13 protein-coding genes are annotated in these 20196 nt (G+C 64.1%); 9 read left to right on the plus strand and 4 right to left on the minus strand.

Annotated elements, in window-relative coordinates; all coding sequences use genetic code 11:
- Positions 1-89: 89 nt before the first annotated feature.
- Together GQ651_RS16235 and GQ651_RS16240 are read right to left on the minus strand one after the other, a co-directional pair.
- On the minus strand, positions 90-1499 hold the full coding sequence (locus GQ651_RS16235; RefSeq protein ID WP_160765328.1) for an FAD-binding oxidoreductase: 1410 nt from the start codon (positions 1497-1499) through the stop codon (positions 90-92).
- Between the two features lie 32 nt (positions 1500-1531).
- Positions 1532-2356: an MBL fold metallo-hydrolase gene (locus GQ651_RS16240; protein WP_160765329.1), complete on the minus strand. Its 825-nt coding sequence runs from the start codon at positions 2354-2356 to the stop codon at positions 1532-1534.
- A 167-nt stretch (positions 2357-2523) separates the two neighbouring features.
- Here GQ651_RS16240 and glpD point away from each other — a divergent pair, with 167 nt between their 5' ends.
- The 9 genes from glpD to gghA all read left to right on the plus strand — a co-directional run bounded on the left by glpD (position 2524) and on the right by gghA (position 19244).
- Positions 2524-4107 (plus strand): glycerol-3-phosphate dehydrogenase, encoded by a 1584-nt coding sequence (gene glpD / locus GQ651_RS16245; RefSeq protein ID WP_160765330.1) that lies wholly within the window; start codon positions 2524-2526, stop codon positions 4105-4107.
- A 43-nt stretch (positions 4108-4150) separates the two neighbouring features.
- The gene (gene glpK, locus GQ651_RS16250) at positions 4151-5635 is read left to right on the plus strand and encodes a glycerol kinase GlpK (protein ID WP_160765331.1); all 1485 of its coding nucleotides are present in this window, start codon (positions 4151-4153) and stop codon (positions 5633-5635) included.
- Positions 5636-5711: 76 nt separating this feature from the next.
- Positions 5712-8102 (plus strand): glycogen/starch/alpha-glucan phosphorylase, encoded by a 2391-nt coding sequence (locus GQ651_RS16255; protein WP_160765332.1) that lies wholly within the window; start codon positions 5712-5714, stop codon positions 8100-8102.
- Between the two features lie 66 nt (positions 8103-8168).
- Complete coding sequence (gene glgB / locus GQ651_RS16260) at positions 8169-10382, plus strand: 1,4-alpha-glucan branching protein GlgB (RefSeq protein WP_160765333.1); 2214 nt, start codon at positions 8169-8171, stop codon at positions 10380-10382.
- A 55-nt stretch (positions 10383-10437) separates the two neighbouring features.
- A complete protein-coding gene (gene glgC, locus GQ651_RS16265; RefSeq protein WP_264464715.1) occupies positions 10438-11691 on the plus strand; it encodes a glucose-1-phosphate adenylyltransferase in 1254 nt (417 codons plus the stop codon).
- 1 nt (position 11692) lies between these two features.
- Complete coding sequence (glgA, locus tag GQ651_RS16270; RefSeq protein WP_160765335.1) at positions 11693-13117, plus strand: glycogen synthase GlgA; 1425 nt, start codon at positions 11693-11695, stop codon at positions 13115-13117.
- Entirely contained in the window at positions 13114-15198 is a 2085-nt protein-coding gene (gene glgX, locus GQ651_RS16275) for a glycogen debranching protein GlgX (RefSeq protein WP_160765336.1), read from the plus strand. Before glgA ends, glgX begins: the two co-directional genes overlap by 4 nt.
- 19 nt (positions 15199-15217) lie before the next feature.
- A complete protein-coding gene (locus GQ651_RS16280) occupies positions 15218-16849 on the plus strand; it encodes an alpha-D-glucose phosphate-specific phosphoglucomutase (protein WP_160765337.1) in 1632 nt (543 codons plus the stop codon).
- A 25-nt stretch (positions 16850-16874) separates the two neighbouring features.
- Positions 16875-19244, plus strand: a complete 2370-nt coding sequence (gene gghA / locus GQ651_RS16285) for a glucosylglycerol hydrolase (RefSeq protein WP_160765338.1) — start codon at positions 16875-16877, stop codon at positions 19242-19244.
- Here gghA and rlmH read toward each other — a convergent pair whose 3' ends face one another.
- Both rlmH and rsfS read right to left on the minus strand, forming a co-directional pair.
- Positions 19245-19712 (minus strand): 23S rRNA (pseudouridine(1915)-N(3))-methyltransferase RlmH, encoded by a 468-nt coding sequence (gene rlmH / locus GQ651_RS16290; protein WP_160765339.1) that lies wholly within the window; start codon positions 19710-19712, stop codon positions 19245-19247.
- Between the two features lie 7 nt (positions 19713-19719).
- Positions 19720-20088, minus strand: coding sequence for a ribosome silencing factor (gene rsfS / locus GQ651_RS16295; RefSeq protein ID WP_160765340.1), 369 nt, complete (start codon positions 20086-20088; stop codon positions 19720-19722).
- Positions 20089-20196 lie beyond the last annotated feature (108 nt).

Consider the following 20196-nt stretch of genomic DNA (forward strand, 5'->3'; position numbering starts at 1 on the left):
AGGCCCTTGGCGGTATCACCGGCCCATCCTTATGGATGATGTGCCCTCACGAGTTCCCGCCCCGCCGGACCCGGCGGGGCGGTTCTGTTTCAGGACAGCACCACACCGGGGTTGAGAATCCCCACCGGATCGAGTGCACCCTTGATCGTGCGCATCGCGGCCAGTTTGGCCGGGTCGCCGTAGCGCTCCAGATCGCCTGTCTTCAGCCGTCCGATCCCATGCTCCGCGCTGAAACTGCCGCCGCGTGCGGCGACAGCATCGTGGACGAGACGCGTAATATCGGGCGCGGCGGCTTTGAACTCCGCAGCCTTCCGGCCTTTCGGCGGGAACATGTTGTAATGCAGGTTGCCGTCGCCAAGGTGGCCGAAGGCGTTGATCCGCACGTCCGCGATGGCGCGCACCTTTGCGCCCGTCTCTTCCAGAAACCCGGCGATTTCGGACAGAGGCAGCGAGATATCGTGGGACGCCACCGCCCCGATGACGCGGTTCGCCTCAGGGATGGTTTCGCGCACAGCCCAGAATTCGTCCCGCTGTGCGCCGCTCGTGGCGATCATGCCGTCGGTGACCAGCCCGTCTTCCAGCGCGGCCGCGAAGACCTCTTCAAGAACGGCGTCGGGGTCGATGGCCTCGGGCGTGCCAAGCTCGATCAGGACCGACCAGTCGGGCACGGGGTCGAGCGGCTGGCGCGTGTCGGGGAAGGTCTCGCTCAGGAACTCGAACCCCTCGCGCGACATGATCTCGAAGGCTGACACCGTCTCGCCCGCCGCGTCCCGCAGCCGCGCCAGAAGGTCCAGCGCCGCGTCCGGCCCGGCGATGTCCATGAAGGCCGTGCCGACGCGGGCGGGCATGGGCGACAGCGCAAGAGAGGCCGCCGTGATGATCCCGAGCGTGCCTTCCGAGCCGATCAGCAGATGCCGCAGGTCATAGCCCGTGTTGTCCTTCCTCAGCCGCTTCAGCCCGTGAAAAATACTGCCATCGGCCATCACCGCCTCGACACCAAGACAGAGCGACCGCGCCATCCCGTAGCGCAGCACATTGACCCCTCCCGAGTTCACGGCCAGCCCGGCGCCGATCTGCGCGGTTCCCTTGCTGCCATAGGTCAGCGGGAACAGGCGCCCGGCATCCTCGGCGGCGTCGTGAATGTCGGCCAGCGTCATTCCCGCCTCGACCACCATCGTGTTCTCCAGCGGATCGAGACTGCGAAGCGCGCGCATATTCTCCATCGACAGGATGAGGTTGGCCGGGCCTTTGTCCGACAACTGCCCGCCCACAAGCCCGGTGCCCCCGCCATAGGGCTGAATGCCCACCCGCGCCTCGGCGCAGAACCGGACCACTGCCGCCACCTCGTCGGTCGAGCGGGGGGCGGCCACGAAACTGGGCTGGCCGAAATACTTGCCGCGCGGCTCTTCCAGATAGCGCGCCTCGGCCGGTTTCAGCGAAAGACCGGGCAGGGCGGTGGCCAGCCGGTCGGCAAAGTCCTGATTGCAAGGGTTCAGCATGGGCAGAGTTCAGTCGCCGCCAGCGGGGAAAGTCAATCGCTCATGCTCAGAAAGCGCGGCTCCAGCACCATGATCGTGGGCCGCGAGGGCAGGGACCTGAGAGACACTTCGAAGCTGCTCCGACCCGTCCGGTCGATGGCGAACTCGGTGCTGACCCCGTCGAGGAACCGGTCGAGCGACCCGCGCGAAAACCAGTGCATCGGCAGAACGATGGACGATTTCAGGCGGCTCACAATCCGGACCATAGTCGGCGTGTCCACCGTCAGACCTCCATCCACGGCGGCCATCAGCACGTCGACCCGGCCAAGCGCGGCGTATTGCATATCTGTCGGCTCGTGGTGGAGGTGGCCCAGATGCCCGATGCAAAGACCCGCCACCTCGAACACGAAGATCGAATTGCCGTCGCGGATCGGCTCGCCGCCGAACCCGCCCCGTATGTCGGTGGTGACGTTCCGGATCAGCATTTCGCCCAGGTCGATGTAATAGTCCGCAGGCCCGTCCTGCTGCCGCCAGCCGGGAAGAATATGCGCGATGTCCGCGTCGGGATAGGCCGTCCAGTGCGAGGAATGGGCCACGTTCATCGTCACCACGTCGGGCACGAAATCCACCCCGCCGATGAAGCCGTTATAGTCCGTGATCGCCTCGATCCCGCCGGGCGTCTGGATCATGAACATCGAATGATCGATGTAGCTGATCCGCACGCCGTATTCGTCCTCGATCGGCTGCTGCCAGCTTGCCTTGTGCAGATATTCGATCCCCGGCGCGGCATCGGCAATGGCGATGCAATGGCTCGGGCGACGCTCCTGCGCGGCCAGAGGCGTGGCGAAAAGCGCAAGGGCCAGTATGTAACGCAGCATTCGGTCCCTCCTTGTTACCTTCGGTAAGATAGCGGGTCGGACGCCTGCGGCAACGCGTCCGGGGCTGCGTCAATTCGGAACGGACCCGCGCGGAGCGCATTGTCATTCCATAAACTATGGGGATTAAAGAGATGGTGCCCGAGTCGGGGCACCGAACAGGAGACCACATGACCGACGATATCCGCGACCTTTTCATCATCGGCGGCGGGATCAATGGAACCGGGATCGCCCGCGACGCGCAGGGACGCGGTCTGTCCGTGACGCTTGCCGAAATGAACGACCTTGCGTCCGCCACGTCCTCCGCGTCGACCAAGCTGTTTCATGGCGGGCTGCGCTATCTCGAATATTTCGAATTCGACCTCGTGAAAAAGGCCCTTGTCGAACGCGAGACGCTTCTGAAAGCGATGCCGCACATCTCGTGGCCCATGCGCTTCGTGCTGCCCTATCACTCGGATATGCGCTTCGAGACGACGACGCCGGCTGCAAGGCTGCTGACGAGGGTCATGCCGTGGATGAAGGGGCGCAGGCCCGCATGGATGATCCGTCTCGGTCTCTTCATGTATGACAATCTGGGCGGTCGGAAGATCCTGCCGGGCACCAAGACGGTTGACCTGACGCGCGGTCCCGAGGGCGAACCGCTCAAGGACAAGTTCAAGCAGGCCTACGAGTATTCCGACTGCTGGGTCGAGGATTCCCGCCTCGTGGTGCTGAACGCACGCGACGCCGAGGAGCGCGGCGCACGCATTCTCATCCGGACCAAGGTCCTGTCCGCCGAACGCACCGGCGACCATTGGACCATCGAATGCGAAGACGTCGAAACCGGCGTGAAATCCACCCACCTCGCCCGTGGCATCGTCAACGCGGGTGGGCCCTGGGTCGAGGACGTGGTCCGCACCAAGATCAGGCTGAACACCAGCGAGGGCATTCGCCTCGTTCAGGGCAGCCATATCGTGACGAAAAAGCTCTTCGATCACGGCAAATGCTACTTCTTCCAGGGCGAGGACGGGCGGATCATCTTCGCCATTCCCTACGAGACCGATTTCACGCTGATCGGCACGACCGACAAGGAATACAAGGGCAACCCCTCCGAGGCCAAATGCTCGGATGAAGAGGCCGATTATCTCGTCAATTTCGCCAACCAGTATTTCAAGGCCGAAATCAGCCGCGCCGACGTGGTCTGGACCTATTCGGGCGTCAGGCCGCTCTACGATGACGGCGCGATGTCGGCCACGGCGGCCACGCGCGACTATGTCCTGTCGGTCGACGACAGCGGTCCCGTGGTGCTCAGCGTCTTCGGTGGCAAGATCACGACCTACCGCAAACTGGCGGAACAGGCGCTGGCCAAGCTCAAGCCCCACTTCCCGAAGGCGGGCGGCGACTGGACCGCCGAGGTGCCGCTGCCCGGTGGCGATTTCCCGGTGAACGGTGTCGCGGCGCTGGTGGACGGGCTGAAAGCCGATTATCCGTTCCTTGATGATTTCTGGGCTAAGCGCCTCGTGCGCGCCTACGGGACCGAAGCGCGGCAAATTCTGGGTGCGGCCGAAACGCCAAACGATCTGGGCGAGGATTTCGGCGCGACCATCACGGCGGCCGAACTGCACTGGCTGATGGATCGTGAATACGCACGCACCGCGCAGGACGTGGTCTGGCGCCGCTCGAAACTGGGTCTCAGGCTCACCGAGGACCAGATCGCGCGGATCGACGCCTGGATGAAGGACGCAAAACTGGCCGTCAGCGCCTGGGCAGGATAAACCGCGTCCAAACGGAACGAAAAAGAGACGACGAGGGAAGACTATGTCGCACGTCATGGCAATCGATCAGGGGACCACGTCCAGCCGGGCGATCCTGTTCAACAAGGACATGCGCATCGTCGGTATGGCGCAGGAGGAATTCCCGCAGCACTATCCCGCCTCGGGCTGGGTCGAGCATGATCCATCCGATCTCTGGTCCACCGTCGCGGCCACCTGCCGCGCGGTGATCGAACGGACGGAAATCCCCGCCGACGACATCGCCGCCATCGGCATCACGAACCAGCGCGAAACGACTGTGGTCTGGGAAAAGGCGACCGGGAAACCGCTTCATAACGCCATTGTCTGGCAGGACCGCCGGACTGCCGACTACTGCGCCGAGATGCGCGAGGCGGGCCATGAAGAGACAATCACCGCCAAGACGGGCCTGCTCATGGACCCTTATTTCTCGGGGACCAAGCTGAAATGGATCCTCGATCAGAATGAGGGCTCGCGCGAGCGCGCGAAGCGGGGCGAGCTGATGTTCGGCACCGTGGATACCTATATCATCTGGCGCCTCACCGGCGGCGCGGTCCATGCGACCGATGCCACGAATGCCTGTCGCACGATGCTTTACGACATCGAGAAGGGCAGCTGGTCCACCACGATCTGCGATCTCTTGGACATCCCGATGGAGATGCTGCCCGAGGTCCGGAACAGCGCCGGCGATTTCGGCATGACCCGTGCCGATCTGTTCGGGCGCGAGATCCCGATCCTCGGCGTCGCGGGCGACCAGCAGGCGGCGACGGTCGGTCAGGCCTGTTTCCAGCCGGGCATGATGAAATCGACCTACGGCACGGGCTGCTTTGCGCTGATGAACACGGGCGATACGCCCGTCCGGTCGCAGAACCGTCTCTTGACCACCGTGGCCTATCAGCTCGACGGCAAGCGGACCTACGCCCTCGAAGGCTCGATCTTCATCGCGGGCGCGGTGGTTCAGTGGCTGCGCGACGGGCTCAAGATCATCCGCGAGGCTTCCGAGACCCAGCCCATGGCCGAACGGGCCGACGTGGGTCAGCAGGTCATCCTCGTCCCCGCCTTCACCGGCCTCGGCGCCCCCTATTGGGAGCCGGAAAGCCGTGGCGCCATCTTCGGTCTGACACGGAATTCGGGCCCGAACGAACTGGCCCGCGCCGCGCTCCAGTCGGTGGGTTTCCAGACCCGCGACCTGCTGGAAGCGATGCGCGCCGATTCGCCCTCTGACATGGGTGGCGTGCTGCGCGTGGACGGCGGCATGTCCGCCAGCGACTGGACCATGCAGTTTCTGAGCGACATCATCGGCGCCCCTGTCGACCGGCCCGAGGTCAAGGAAACAACCGCGCTGGGCGCAGCCTGGCTTGCGGGCATGAAGGCCGGAATATACCCCGATCAGAAGGGCTTCGCGGAAAGCTGGAAGTTGGAACGTCGCTTCGAGCCCGACATGACCGACGACGATCGCCGCCACGCCTACGACGCTTGGAAAAAGGCGGTGGCTGCGACCATTTCGGTCTGAACGGGCCTTATACTTGAAACTGCGATAAACACGTTATCTAACGCGTGTTGTTATCGCTAACGAATGGAATGCGGGCATGAGTACAAGCGCACTCAAGGACAGCGTCCTGTCGCACTTGAAATACAGCCTCGGCAAGGACCCCGAGCACGCCACGACCTATGACTGGCGCGTGGCCCTGTCGCTCGCCGCCCGCGACCGGATCGTGGACCCGTGGTTCGAGTCGACGCGCGCGACCTACCGCGCCGACGCCAAGCGGGTGTATTACCTGTCGATGGAGTTCCTGATCGGCCGTCTTCTGGAAGACGCGCTCGTCAACACCGGCGTCTACGATGACGCCAAGGCGGTTTTCGACGATCTGGGCCTGAACTTCGGCGAGATCCTCCATGACGAGCCCGACGCGGCGCTCGGCAACGGCGGCCTTGGCCGTCTGGCGGCCTGCTTCCTCGAAAGCCTCTCGACCCTCGGCATTCCGGCGATGGGTTATGGCATCCGCTACGAGCATGGCCTGTTTCGCCAGCGCTTCGAAGGCGGCCGCCAGGTCGAAGAGGCCGAGGACTGGCTGACGCAGGAACATGTCTGGGAATTCGAGCGCCCTGAGGCGGCTTTCGAGATCGGCTTCGGCGGTCAGGTCTACGAGAACGGCGGGCGTGCCGTCTGGCGTCCGCAGGAAGCGGTGATCGCGCAGGCATTCGATACTCCCGTGGTGGGCTGGAAGGGCGAATGGGCCAACACGCTTCGCCTCTGGGGCGCGCTGCCCAAGACGGTGCTCGACCTTCAGCGGTTCAACGCGGGCGACTATGCCGCCGCGGCCGAACCCGAGGCACTGGCGCGCACGATCAGCCGGGTTCTCTATCCCGACGACACCACGGAAGAGGGCAAGCACCTGCGCCTCAAGCAGGAATACTTCTTCACCGCCGCCTCGCTCCGCGACCTGATCCGGCGCTTCGAGGCCGAGCATGACGATCTCCGTGACCTGCCCAAGCGGGTCGCGATTCAGCTCAATGACACCCACCCCGCCATCGCCGGCCCCGAACTTGTCCGCATCCTGCACGACGAGCGCGGGATGGAGTTCGAGACCGCGATGGAGATCGCGCGCGGCTGTCTGAACTACACCAACCACACGCTTCTTCCCGAGGCGCTCGAGCGGTGGTCCGACGGTCTGATGGGCTATCTCTTGCCCCGTCACCTGCAACTGATCGAGCGGATCGACACCGCCCATCAGACGCAGCACCCCGGCATCGCCATCCGCGAGCATGGCGAGGTCAAGATGGGCGAACTCAGCTTCATCATGGCCAACCGCGTCAACGGCGTCTCGGCGCTGCACTCCGATCTGATGAAGGTCACGGTCTTCAAGGACCTGCACGACATGCACCCCGACCGGATCGTGAACCAGACCAACGGCGTCACACCGCGCCGCTGGCTGCGCACCTGCAACCCGCGCCTGTCGGGCCTGATCACCGACGCGATCGGGGATGGCTGGATCAAGGACGCCGAACGTCTGTCCGAGCTTGAGCCGCATGTGAACGACGCCGGTTTCCTCGACCGGTTCGTGCAGGCCAAGCGCGAGAACAAGGTGGACCTTGGACAGTGGATTGCAGAGAGCATGGGCATATCGGTCGACCCCGACGCCATGTTCGACGTCCAGATCAAGCGCATCCACGAATACAAGCGCCAGCACCTGAACATTCTCGAAACAATCGCTCTCTGGCAGGAGATGCGCGACAATCCGAACGGCGACTGGACGCCGCGCGTAAAGATCTTCGGCGGCAAGGCCGCGCCGGGCTACGTTTTCGCGAAAGAGATCATCTACCTGATCAATTCGGTCGCCTCGGTCATCAACAACGACCCGGTCACCTCGAAATGGCTGAAGGTGGTTTATCCGGCGAACTACAACGTGACGCTGGCAGAGCGGCTGATCCCGGCGGCGAACCTCTCCGAACAGATCTCGACGGCGGGCAAGGAAGCCTCCGGCACCGGCAACATGAAATTCGCTCTGAACGGCGCGCTGACCATCGGTACGCTGGATGGGGCGAATGTGGAAATCCGCGAGCATGTGGGCGCCGACAACTTCTTCCTGTTCGGCATGACCGCCGAAGAGGTGATGGAGCGTCGCACGGTCGAAGGCCACGCATGGGACGCGATTTCCAAGGATCCGCGCTTGGCGCGCGCGGTCGATGCGCTCAGAAACGGCACCTTCGCGGGGGGCGACCATGACCGCTTCCGCGGCATCGCCGATAACATCTCGGGGCCGGACTATTTCCTCGTGGCATCCGACTTTTCGGACTACTGGCGCGCCAGCCGCGAGGTGGATCAGGCTTTCCGTGACACTGGCCACTGGGCCCGCATGGCGGCGCTCAACACGGCGCGCTCGGGCTGGTTCTCGTCCGACCGGACGATCCGCAGCTATGCAAGCGAAATCTGGGACGCTTTGCCGTCCAAACCATTGCGGAACATTGCTGCGGAATAAGCGTTAACAGTTGATTCAGGCCGAAAAAAAAGGCCGAGTAAAAGGGAACGACACACAGGGGATGGTATGACGGCGAAGACAACGGAACAGGCACGGCCTTTTTCCCCCGACGACGCCAGACGCATTGCATTCGGACAGCACGACGATCCGTTTTCAATTCTCGGGCCGCACGAGGTGGGTAAGACCCGCTTCGTCACGGCCTTCGACCCCGGCGCGGTCAAACTGTCGGCCGTCGCGGGGGGCAAGACCTTCCCGCTGGCGCCGGTGGACGGCGCGCCCGGCCTCTTCTCGGGGCCCGTAGAGGGAAGCGACGCCTACACGCTCCGTGGCGAAGACGGCGACGGAAACACCTGGGACACCGAAGATCCTTTCCGGTTCGGTCCGGTCATCGGCGAGATGGACGAATATCTCCTGGCCGAGGGCACGCATGAGCGCATCTGGAAGGTGCTCGGCGCCCATACAATCGAACATGAGGGCGTCAGCGGCGTTCATTTCGCGGTCTGGGCGCCCAATGCCCGCCGTGTCTCGGTCGTGGGCGACTTCAACCTCTGGGACGGGCGCCGCCATCCGATGCGCCGCCGTGGGACAACCGGCGTCTGGGAAACCTTCGTGCCGGGTCAGGGCGAAGGCACCGTCTACAAGTACGAAATCCTGGGCGCCAACGGCAAGACCCAGCCGCTCAAGGCCGACCCGGTCGGCTTCGGTAGTCAGCACGCGCCGGAAAACGCCAGCGTCGTCCGCGACATCTCCGGCTACGGCTGGAAGGATGACGAATGGATGGCCGAGCGCGGCGCGCGCCAGCAGCGGACGGCGCCGATCTCGATCTACGAAGTGCATCTTGGCTCGTGGAAGCGGAAGGCGGACGAGGGAAATCGGTCCCTGTCCTACAAAGAGCTTGCGGTCGAGCTCGTGGATTACGTCCACGACATGGGCTTCACCCATATCGAGCTTCTGCCGATCAGCGAGTACCCCTTCGACGGCTCATGGGGCTATCAGCCGGTGGGCATGTACGCGCCCACGATCCGCTTCGGCCCCCCGCACGAATTCCGCGACCTGATCGAAGCCGCGCATGAAAAGGGCCTTGGCGTCCTTCTCGACTGGGTGCCGGGGCACTTCCCGACCGACCCGCACGGGCTTGGCCGTTTCGACGGCACGGCGCTCTATGAACATGCCGACCCGCGCGAGGGGTTCCACCAGGACTGGAATACCTACATCTACAACTACGGCCGGACCGAGGTTGCCAACTACCTGATCTCGAACGCGCTTTACTGGCTTGAGGAATATCATATCGACGGCCTCCGCGTGGATGCCGTGGCCTCGATGCTCTACCGCGACTACAGCCGCAAGGATGGCGAGTGGGTCCCGAACAAGGATGGCGGGCGCGAGAACTACGAAGCCATCGCCATGATGCAGCGAATGAACGTCACGACCTACGGCAAGGTCGACGGCATCATCACCGTGGCCGAGGAATCCACGGCCTATCCCGGCGTCTCGTCACCCGTTGACGGCGGCGGTCTGGGGTTCGGCTACAAGTGGAACATGGGCTGGATGAACGACACGCTCGAATACATCAAGAAAGAGCCCGTTCACCGCAAATACCACCATCACCAGATGACCTTTGGCATCCACTATGCCTTCAGCGAGAATTTCATCCTGCCGATCAGCCATGACGAGGTCGTGCACGGCAAGGGCTCGATGCTGGCCAAGATGCCCGGCGACGAGTGGGAGAAATTCGCAAACCTCCGCGCTTATTACGCCTTCATGTGGGGTCATCCGGGCAAGAAGCTCCTGTTCATGGGGCAGGAATTCGCCCAGTGGCACGAATGGAACCATAACGCCCAGCTTGACTGGGGCGCGCTGAAGGATCCCAAGCACGAGGGCATTCAGAACCTCGTTCGGGATCTGAATACGCTCTACCGGGCCGAGCCTGCGCTTCATGTGCGCGACACCTCGCCCACCGGCTTCCAGTGGATCGTGGGCGATGCCGTCGAGGAATCGATCTACGCCTGGGTGCGCTGGGGCGAAGAGGGCGACCGGCCTGCCGTCGTCGTCTCGAACTTCACGCCTGTCGAGCGTACCGGCTGGCAATGCGGCCTGCCGCGCGCCGGCCGCTGGCGCGAGGCGCTGAACACTGATGCGGGCCGCTATGGCGGCGGAGATCGTGGCAACATGGGCGGGGTCGAGGCCACCGAAGACGGCTGGCACGGCCAGCCCGCATCGGCCAAGCTGACCATACCGCCCTTGGGCACGGTCGTTCTGATCTGGGAGGGTCAGGACTGAGCACGACGAAAAGACGAAGAAGAACGAAAAACAGGGGGAGCCTATGTCAACACCCATGAATCGCCTGACCGCACGGTCGATGGCCTTTGTCCTCGCCGGGGGGAGGGGATCGCGCCTGAAAGAACTGACCGACACGCGCGTGAAACCGGCGGTCTATTTCGGCGGCAAGGCACGGATCATCGACTTCGCGCTGTCCAATGCGCTGAACTCGGGCATCCGGAAAATGTCCATCGCCACGCAGTACAAGGCGCACAGCCTGATCCGGCACTGCCAGCGGGGCTGGAACTTCTTCCGGGCCGAGCGGAACGAGTATCTCGATATCCTGCCCGCCTCGCAGCGCGTGAACGAGAACAAGTGGTATGTTGGCACCGCCGACGCCGTAACCCAGAACATCGACATCGTCGACAGCTACGACATCGACTATGTGCTGATCCTTGCGGGCGACCACATCTACAAGATGGATTACGAGGTCATGCTGCGTCAGCATGTCGACACCGAGGCCGACGTCACCGTCGGCTGTCTGACGGTGCCGCGCATGGAGGCGACCGCATTCGGCGTGATGCATGTCGACGAAACCGACCGCATCACCCAGTTCCTCGAGAAACCCGCCGACCCGCCGGCCATCCCCGGTGACCCGGACCATGCGCTGGCGTCGATGGGGATTTACGTCTTCAAATGGACCTTCCTGCGCGAGCTTCTGCTGCGCGACGCCGAGGACCCGAAATCCACCCACGATTTCGGCGGCGATATCATCCCCTACATCGTCGAGAACGGCAAAGCGCAGGCGCATCGCTTCGACTCGTCCTGTGTCCGCCACAAGCCCGAGGCGCCGTCCTACTGGCGCGATGTGGGGACCGTGGACGCCTTCTGGAAGGCGAATATCGACCTGACCGATTTCGACCCCGAACTCGATCTCTGGGACCGGAACTGGCCGATCTGGACGTATTCGGAAACCGCGCCTCCGGCCAAGTTCATCCACGACCAGGACGACCGGCGCGGCTCTGCCGTGTCCTCTCTCGTCTCGGGCGGTTGCGTGATTTCGGGGACCGAGATCCGGAATTCGCTTCTGTTCACGCAGGTCCACACGAACAGTTACGCGAGCCTGCAGAAGGTTGTGGCGCTGCCTTACGTGAACGTGGCGCGCTCGGCCCGGCTGACCAATTGCGTCATCGACCGGGGCGTGCAGATCCCCGAGGGCCTCGTCGTGGGCGAGGACCCGGAGGAGGACGCCAAGTGGTTCCGCGTCACCGATGGCGGCGTGACGCTGATCACCCAGCCCATGCTCGATCGCCGCGCCGAGGCCAAGTGACATGAGAACAGCCCTATCGGTCACGTCGGAATGCGCGCCGCTGGTGAAAACCGGCGGCCTTGCCGACGTGGCCGGGGCACTTCCGGGGGCGATGGCGCCCCTTGGCTGGGATATCCGGACGCTTTTGCCCGGATACCCGCGTGTCATGGAACAGGCCAAGCGGTCCAAGGCCGTCGCCGATATCCCCGACCTCTTCGGTGGCGATGCGGCGGTACTCAAGGCCAGGGTCGCGGGGCTGGACCTTTACATCCTCGACGCGCCGCATCTCTACGACAGGCCCGGCACGCCCTATCTCGACGATCAGGGCTATGACTACTGGGACAACCCCGAGCGCTTCGCCGCGCTCTGCTGGGTCGCCGCCGAGATCGCCGAGAACGGGATCGAGGGTTGGAAGCCCGAGCTTCTGCACTGCCACGACTGGCAGGCGGGTCTGGCGCCCTACTACCTGATGAAGCGCGACCGCCCAGTGCCGTCCCTCATCACGATCCACAATATCGCCTTTCAGGGCCTCGCCCCCGCCGACCGGATGGGGGCGCTCCGGCTCGACGGAGTCGATTTCAACGCCGACGGCATCGAGTACTGGGGGCAGGTCAGCGCGCTGAAGGCGGGGCTGGTCTATTCCGACCGGATTACCACGGTCAGCCCGACCTATGCCCGCGAGCTGATGACCCACGAATTCGGCATGGGTATGGAAGGGCTTTTGCAGGCGCGGGCAGGGGACCTGTCCGGCATCCTGAACGGCATCGACCTCGATGTCTGGAATCCCGCCACAGACCCCGAGATCGCCACGTTCAAGACCGCGCGGGGCAAGAGCCGGGCCAAGTCGCGGCTTCAGAAGGAAATGGGTCTGGCCAAGTCGGACGGCCCGCTGGCCGTCGTCATTTCGCGGCTCAGCCATCAGAAGGGACTGGACCTGCTTCTCGAAGCGCTGCCCGCCTTCCTCGACCGGGGCGGCCAGCTTGCGCTTCTGGGCTCGGGCGACAAGGGGCTGGAACGCGCCTTCGCCGAGGCCGCAGGCCACCCGAACGTGGCCGTCCGCATCGGCTATGACGAGGCGCTGTCGCATCGCATGATGGCCGGCGGCGACGCCATTCTGGTCCCTTCCCGTTTCGAACCCTGCGGCTTGACCCAGCTCTACGGGCTTCGCTACGGCACGATCCCTGTGGTCGCCATGACCGGCGGCCTCGTGGATACGGTCATCAACGCCAGCCCCATGGCGCTCCGCTCCGGCGTGGCGACGGGGCTGCAATTCGGCCCGATCACGGCCCACGCCATGGCAGGCGCGCTGATGCGCCTGACCGAGCTTTACGCCGAGCCCGAGACATGGGCGCAGCTTCAGGCCAACGCCATGCGGCAGGAAGTCGGCTGGAACGCCTCGGCGGCGGAATACGCCGCGCTTTACCAAGAGGTCGCTGAGCCTTCATGACCTACGCTTTGTCGGCAGGAAAGGCCGCGCCTCTCGGCGCGACCGTGGATGGGGATGGCGTGAATTTCGCCGTCTTCTCGGAACATGCGACCGCCATGTATCTCTGCCTCTTCGACGAGGACGGGACCGAGCATCGCCTTGCCCTGCCCGAACGGGACGGTGACGTCTGGCACGGCCACGTGGCCGGTATCGGCGCGGGCCAGCACTATGGCTTCCGCGCCCAGGGGCCGTATCGCCCGGATGAGGGGCACCGCTTCAATCCGAACAAGCTCCTGATCGACCCCTATGCCCGCCGCCTCACCGGCCACCCTGTCTGGCATGACGCGCTGCACGGCTATGACATCTCGGCTGATGCCGCCGACCTGAGTTTCGACACCCGCGACAGCGCGCCTTACATGCCGCGTTCGGTGGTCGAGGATTTCGCGGCACCGCCCTCCGCGCATCCCGAGACGCCGATACCCGACACCATCGTCTACGAGGCGCATGTCAAAGGACTGACCGCCGCTCACCCGGCCATCCCCAACGGTGGCACGTTCCTCGCCGCAGGCTCCGAGCCGATCATAGAACATCTCGTCAAACTTGGTGTGACCGCGATCGAGTTCCTGCCGGTCCACGCCTTCATCAATGACCGGTTTCTTGTGGACAAGGGCCTCACCAACTACTGGGGCTATCAGTCCATCGGCTTCTTCGCGCCCGACCCGCGCTACCTGTCCGGCGGGCGGATCAGCCAGTTCCGGCAGATGGTGGACGCGTTCCACGAGGCCGGAATCGAGGTGCTGCTGGACGTGGTCTACAACCACTCGGGCGAGGGCGACCAGACCGGCCCGACGCTCTGCTTCCGTGGGCTCGACAACGCCAGTTACTACCGGCTCGAGCGGGACAAACGCTATTACGTGAACGACACCGGCACCGGCAACACGCTGAACATCGACCACCCGATGGTGCTGAGGATGGTGATGGACAGCCTCCGCTACTGGGTCTCGGTGATGGGCGTCGACGGGTTCCGTTTCGACCTTGCTTCGGTTCTGGGACGCGAGCCCAACGGTTTCGACAGGGGCGCGGCTTTCTTCGACGCGATCCGGCAGGACCCGGTTCTGACCGGGGTCAAGCTCATTGCCGAGCCGTGGGACATCGGGCCGGGCGGCTATCAGCTGGGTGGCTTCCCGCCGCCCTTCCTTGAATGGAATGACAAGTTCCGCGACGGCGTCCGCCGCTTCTGGCGCGCCGATCCGGGCCGTGCGCCCGACCTTGCTGACCGCCTGACCGGTTCGGCGCGCCAGTTCGACCATTCGGGCCGCCCCGCCACCGCCTCGGTCAACTTCCTGACGGCTCATGACGGCATGACGCTGGAAGACACGGTCAGCTATTCGCGAAAGCACAACATGGCGAATGGCGAGGACGGGCGCGACGGCCATTCCGAGGATTTCTCGGACAATATGGGCGTCGAGGGCACCAGCCACGAGCCCGAGATCGTCGAGGCCCGCGCGCGCCGAAAACGCGCGATGATGGCGACGCTGCTCCTCAGTCAGGGCACGCCGATGATCCTTGGCGGGGACGAGATCGGCAACAGCCAGCAGGGCAACAACAACGCCTACAACCAGGACAACGAGACCGCCTGGATCGACTGGGAGGCGGCCGACGAGGCGTTCCTGAAATTCACCGCCGACCTGATCGCATTCCGCAAGGCGCACCCGATCCTCCGTCAGAAACTGTTTCTCCATTCGCGCGAGCGCATGGTCGACGGGGTCGAGGACCTGTTCTGGTGGCGCGAGGACGGCACACCGATGCAGACGCTTGACTGGCACGACCCGTCCCGCGCCTTCATCGCGGTGGAAAAACGGATGGCGGCGGGTACGCCAGCCTATGCCGCGCTGGAATATGCCATCCTGATGGTCTTCAACGCCGCCGAAAAAGCCACCGAATTCAAGATGCCCGCCGCACCTGAGGGGCAGCTCTGGTGTCATGAGATCGACACCGGCAAGCCCGACCACGAGGCGGGAAAGATTGCCAGGGACAAGATGCCCATCGGCCCGCAAAGCGTTTCGGTCTTTGTGCTGGTTGCCGATGACGGCGCCAACTGACGCGAGGGAGGAGAGAGACATGGAAAAGATAACGGTTCAGACGGCCCCGATCGAGGGGCAGAAGCCCGGCACGTCGGGTCTCCGCAAAAAGACGCGGATCTTCATGGGCGAGCATTATCTTGAGAACTTCGTCCAATCCATCTGGAACGGCATCGGCGGCGTCGCGGGCAAGACGCTCGTGCTGGGTGGCGATGGCCGCTATTTCAGTGACCGCGCCGCGCAGGTGATCCTGCGCATGGCCGCCGCCTCGGGCGCGAAACGCGTGATCGTGGGCCAGAACGCGCTTCTGTCTACGCCGGCGGCGTCGAACCTGATCCGCACCCGTGGAACCGATGGTGGGGTCATCATGTCGGCCAGCCACAATCCCGGCGGCATCGACGAGGATTTCGGCGTCAAGTTCAACACGGCCAACGGCGGCCCCGCGCCGGAAGAGGTGACCAACCGCATATTCAAGGCCACTGAGGAGATCGGCGAATACCACATCCTGTCGGCCCATGACGTCGACCTGTCTTCGGTGGGCATGACGTCTCTCGGCGACATGGAGATCGAGGTCGTGGACCCCGTGACCGACTATGCCGCGCTGATGGAAGAGCTCTTCGATTTCGAAAAGATCCGCACGCTCTTCAAAGGCGGCTTCACGCTTCGCTTCGACGCGATGCACGCTGTCACCGGCCCCTACGCCACCGAGATCCTGGAAAACCGCCTCGGCGCACCTGCGGGCAGCGTTCTGAACGGCACCCCAAGCCCCGATTTCGGCGGCGGTCATCCGGACCCGAACCCGATCTGGGCCAAGCCCCTCGTGGACCTCGTTATGTCGGACGACGCCCCCGATTTTGCCGCCGCCTCGGACGGGGACGGCGACCGCAATATGATCCTCGGGCGCGGCATCTACGTGACCCCCTCCGACAGCCTCGCCGTTCTGGCCGCTAACGCGCATCTGGCACCTGGATATGCGGGCGGCTTGAAGGGCGTCGCACGCTCGATGCCGACGTCCCGCGCCGCCGACCGCGTGGCCGAAAAGATGGGCATCGCCTGCTACGAGACGCCCACCGGCTGGAAGTTCTTCGGCAACCTTCTGGACGCGGGCCGCGCCACGCTTTGTGGCGAGGAAAGCGCCGGCACCGGATCGGACCACGTGCGGGAAAAGGACGGTCTCTGGGCCGTGCTGCTCTGGCTGAACATCTTGGCCGAGACCGGCAAATCGGTGAAAGAGACGCTGTCGGATCACTGGGCCACCTATGGCCGCAACTACTATTCCCGCCACGACTACGAGGCCGTGGACGCCGCCCGCGCGAACGAGATGCTGGACGCGCTTCGGGCGAAATTCGCCGACCTGCCGGGTCAGACGTTCTCGGCGGGCACGGTGGCCGAGGCGGACGAGTTCGCCTATGACGACCCCGTCGATGGCTCCCGCTCGGAAGGGCAGGGGCTGCGCATCGGCTTCGAGAACGGCAGTCGCATCGTGATGCGCCTGTCCGGCACCGGCACGGTCGGCGCGACGCTGCGCGTCTACCTCGAAGCCTACGAGGACGATCCCGCGAAGCTCCACGAAGACGCCGAGGCGGCGCTCTCGGACATCATCGCCACGGCGGAAGAGATTGCCCGGATCAAGCACTACACGGGCCGCGAGGTGCCCGACGTGAAGACCTGACAGGTCGCAACGAGAAGGAGACGACATGACGCTCGAGGACCGGATCGAACCCCGTCTTGAAGAGGCCCAGAAGCTCGCAGACTGGTCGCGCGAGACCATTATCCATGGCGCGACCGCCTTCGACGCACGCCAGACCATCGCGCGCAAACTGGGGGTCGGTATCGACGGCGACGTGGTGACCTTCGGCTTCTGGACGCCCGAACTGCTGGACCACCGGGTACCGGACGGGGACGTCTTCCTTGAAATCCTGTCCTCTGACGAGCCGATCGATCTGACCATCAGCCACCGCACTGTGGAATTCTCGCGGGTCTATGTGCCGGTCGCACGTCAGGACAACTTCACCTTCGCCGCCGTTTCGGGTGCGAAAATAGGCCGCCGGGAAGAGGTCGGCGATTTCTACGCGCTCACATGGCGCGATCATAAGGGCGAGTGGCGTCGCATCTTCGACCCGCTCGCGATGTCGGTGCCTTTCGGCGTCTTTGCTCCGGCCGAGATCTATGACGTGGCCTCGATGCACCAGGGCCGCGCGGATGCCGATTACTTCAAAGCGCTCGCAGGTGACGCGCCGCACAAGTTCGGCCCGCCCACCAACATCCTGCAGATCCACGTCCCCACCGCGACCGGCGGCGGCACGATTGCCGCGCTCAACCGGCGGTTTCAGCGTCTGGCCGAGCGCGTGCGCGAGGGGCTGCCGCTTGAACCCGACGATCAGCTCTATCTCGGCTATGACGCGGTGCAGTTGCTGCCGGTCGAGCCGACCACGGTCTACGAGGCCGGACCCGGCTTCTGGGAAGAGCTCTCCGGCGATGACGAGCGCCTGACTGTCGACCTGACCCGTCCCGACACCACGAACTGGGGCTATGACATCGTCATTTCCGGCATGGGCACCGTGAACCCGGTCCTTCTTGAAAGCGGGCGCCCGGACGAGCTGGTCGACCTTGCGGTCACGCTCCACACCTTCCCGACCAAGCCCAAGAAACTCGTGCTCGACGTGGTCTATGGCCACTCGGACAACCAGGGTCTGAAGGCGCTGAACCCGCATTTCTTTGCCGGGCCGAACATGTACGGCCAGAACCTCGATTACAAAAACCCGAACGTGCGCGCGATCCTTCTGGAAATGCAGCGCCGCAAGGTCGATTTCGGCGCGGACGGCGTCCGGGTGGACGGCGCGCAGGACTTCAAATGGTGGGATTCCTCGACGCAGGAGATGCGCCACGACGACGACTTCCTGCAACTGATGTCGGACATCGTGCAGAACGTCGCCGGCACCGACTATCGCCCGTGGTTCGTGTTCGAAGACGGCCGCCCATGGCCTCAGGAGGACTGGGAGCTGTCGTCCACCTACCGCGCCGTCATCGAGGGCCAGCGCGACGATGACGTGTTCCAGTGGGGGCCGCTCACCTTCGCCCATAACACGCCGTTCATCTATTCCTTCTGGCTGTCTAAATTCTGGCGCATCCGGGAAATGCTGGACGTGGGCGCGAACTGGATTTCCGGCACTGCGAACCACGACACGCTTCGCCGGGGCACGCAGGTGAACCCCAAGCTGAATATCAACACGCGGCTCGGCGAAAGCCGGATGGAGATTCTCGACAAGGCCTATGACAACCCGGCCGTGTCGATGCTGACCTACGTGGCCTTCCCCGGCGTGCCGATGGATTTCCTCAACGCCACCGCCCGCGCCTCCTGGGGCTTCATCCGCAATCAGGATGACAAATACGGCGTCAAGGTCGTCTCGGAAGAGGCGATCAGCCTGAAATGGCAGGTCGACGAATACAGCTACGAGCGGCCCGGCAACTTCACCCGGCTCAAGGCGATGGGCTTTACCACCCGCGATGACCTTGCCCGCTTTTTCGAGTTCCTGCCCGCGCTGGTCGAAGTCACCGAATACGACCTTGACGAGATCGCGCGCCTTCTCAATCAGGTCGAGCCGCCGCTTGCCGGTCCAGGCACGTTCTCGGTCAGGGTGCTGAAAGAGATCGCGCGGGCGTGGATGGATGACATGCACGATTACTGCAACGTCGCCCATGCCGTCAGTGCGCTCGATCCGGCGCAAACCGATTTCATGCTGCGCCTCAGGAATTTCCGCCGTCAGAACGGCTGGCTTCGCAACAACTATGGCGAGCGGGATCACTTCGACTACATGCAGCCCATCGCGGGTCGCACGGTCTTTACCTCGCTTCGCCATGGGCCGGACGGGCAGCAGGTCTACACGATCACCCATATGGAGGGGGGCGAGACCTCGGATTTCGACCCGCTTCGCCTGAAGATACCGGGCCTAGAAGGCGCGGGATGGACCTGCACCCTCCGGACACCGAATATCGGGCCGGATTACATCTCGGGGCCGATTGTTCTGAAGGATTCCATGGGGCTGGTGTTCACCCGGAACATGTAATCATGCCCGGTGATAGGGGCCGCCCGACAGGATCGTGGCGGCCCTGTAAAGCTGTTCGGCCAGCATGACGCGGACGAGCATATGCGGCCAGACCATCTTGCCGAAGCTGATGGCCATATCCGCCCGCGCACGCAAGTCGGGGTCGATCCCATCCGCACCGCCGATGACGAAAGCCGCTTCCGCCCGGCCCTGATCGCGCCAGCGCCCCAGAAGGTCCGCGAAATCGGGCGAACTCATTACCTTGCCCCGCTCGTCCAGAATGCAGACGGGGCTGGCTTGACCGATGGCCTTGTCCAGCAGCGCCGCCTCGGCGGCCATGCCGCCCTTCTTCGCCTCGACCTCGTGCACGGTGACAGGGCCAAGCCCGAGCCCGCGCCCGGTCTTGTCGAAACGGTCCAGATAATCGGAAACAAGCGCCTCTTCCGGGCCGGCCCTCAGCCGGCCCACGGCGGCAATTCTGACTTTCACGCGCGCGTCAGCTTCGCGCGGCGGCGGCCTCGGCCGGGGTCAGCCACATCTTTTCGAGCTGGTAGAACTCGCGCACCTCGGGCCGGAAGACATGGACGATCACGTCGCCCGTATCGATCAGCACCCAGTCGCCCGTTTCCTTCCCCTCGATCTTCGAGAGCCGGCCATGATCCTGCTTCAGCGTATCGACCAGATGCTCGGCAATCGCGGCCACCTGCCGCGAAGAGCGGCCGGAGGCGATCACCATGAAATCCGCCATTTCCGATTTGCCGCGAAGACTGATCTTCACGATATCCTCGGCCTTGTCGTCTTCCAGCGATGTGATGATGTGTTCGAGCAGTTCTTCGCTCGTCAGGGTTTGGGATTCGGCGGTCATGCTCGGACCGGCTTTCCCTGCGGTCGGTTCACGGACCGCGTCGTGGACGTAAGACAGGACATCGTCCTCCTTTGCTGCACGCCGTTGCTACGGGCCCTCTTTCAGGCC

It is taken from the genome of Kangsaoukella pontilimi (assembly GCF_009830125.1).
In the GTDB taxonomy this organism is placed as follows: Bacteria; Pseudomonadota; Alphaproteobacteria; order Rhodobacterales; family Rhodobacteraceae; genus Kangsaoukella; species Kangsaoukella pontilimi.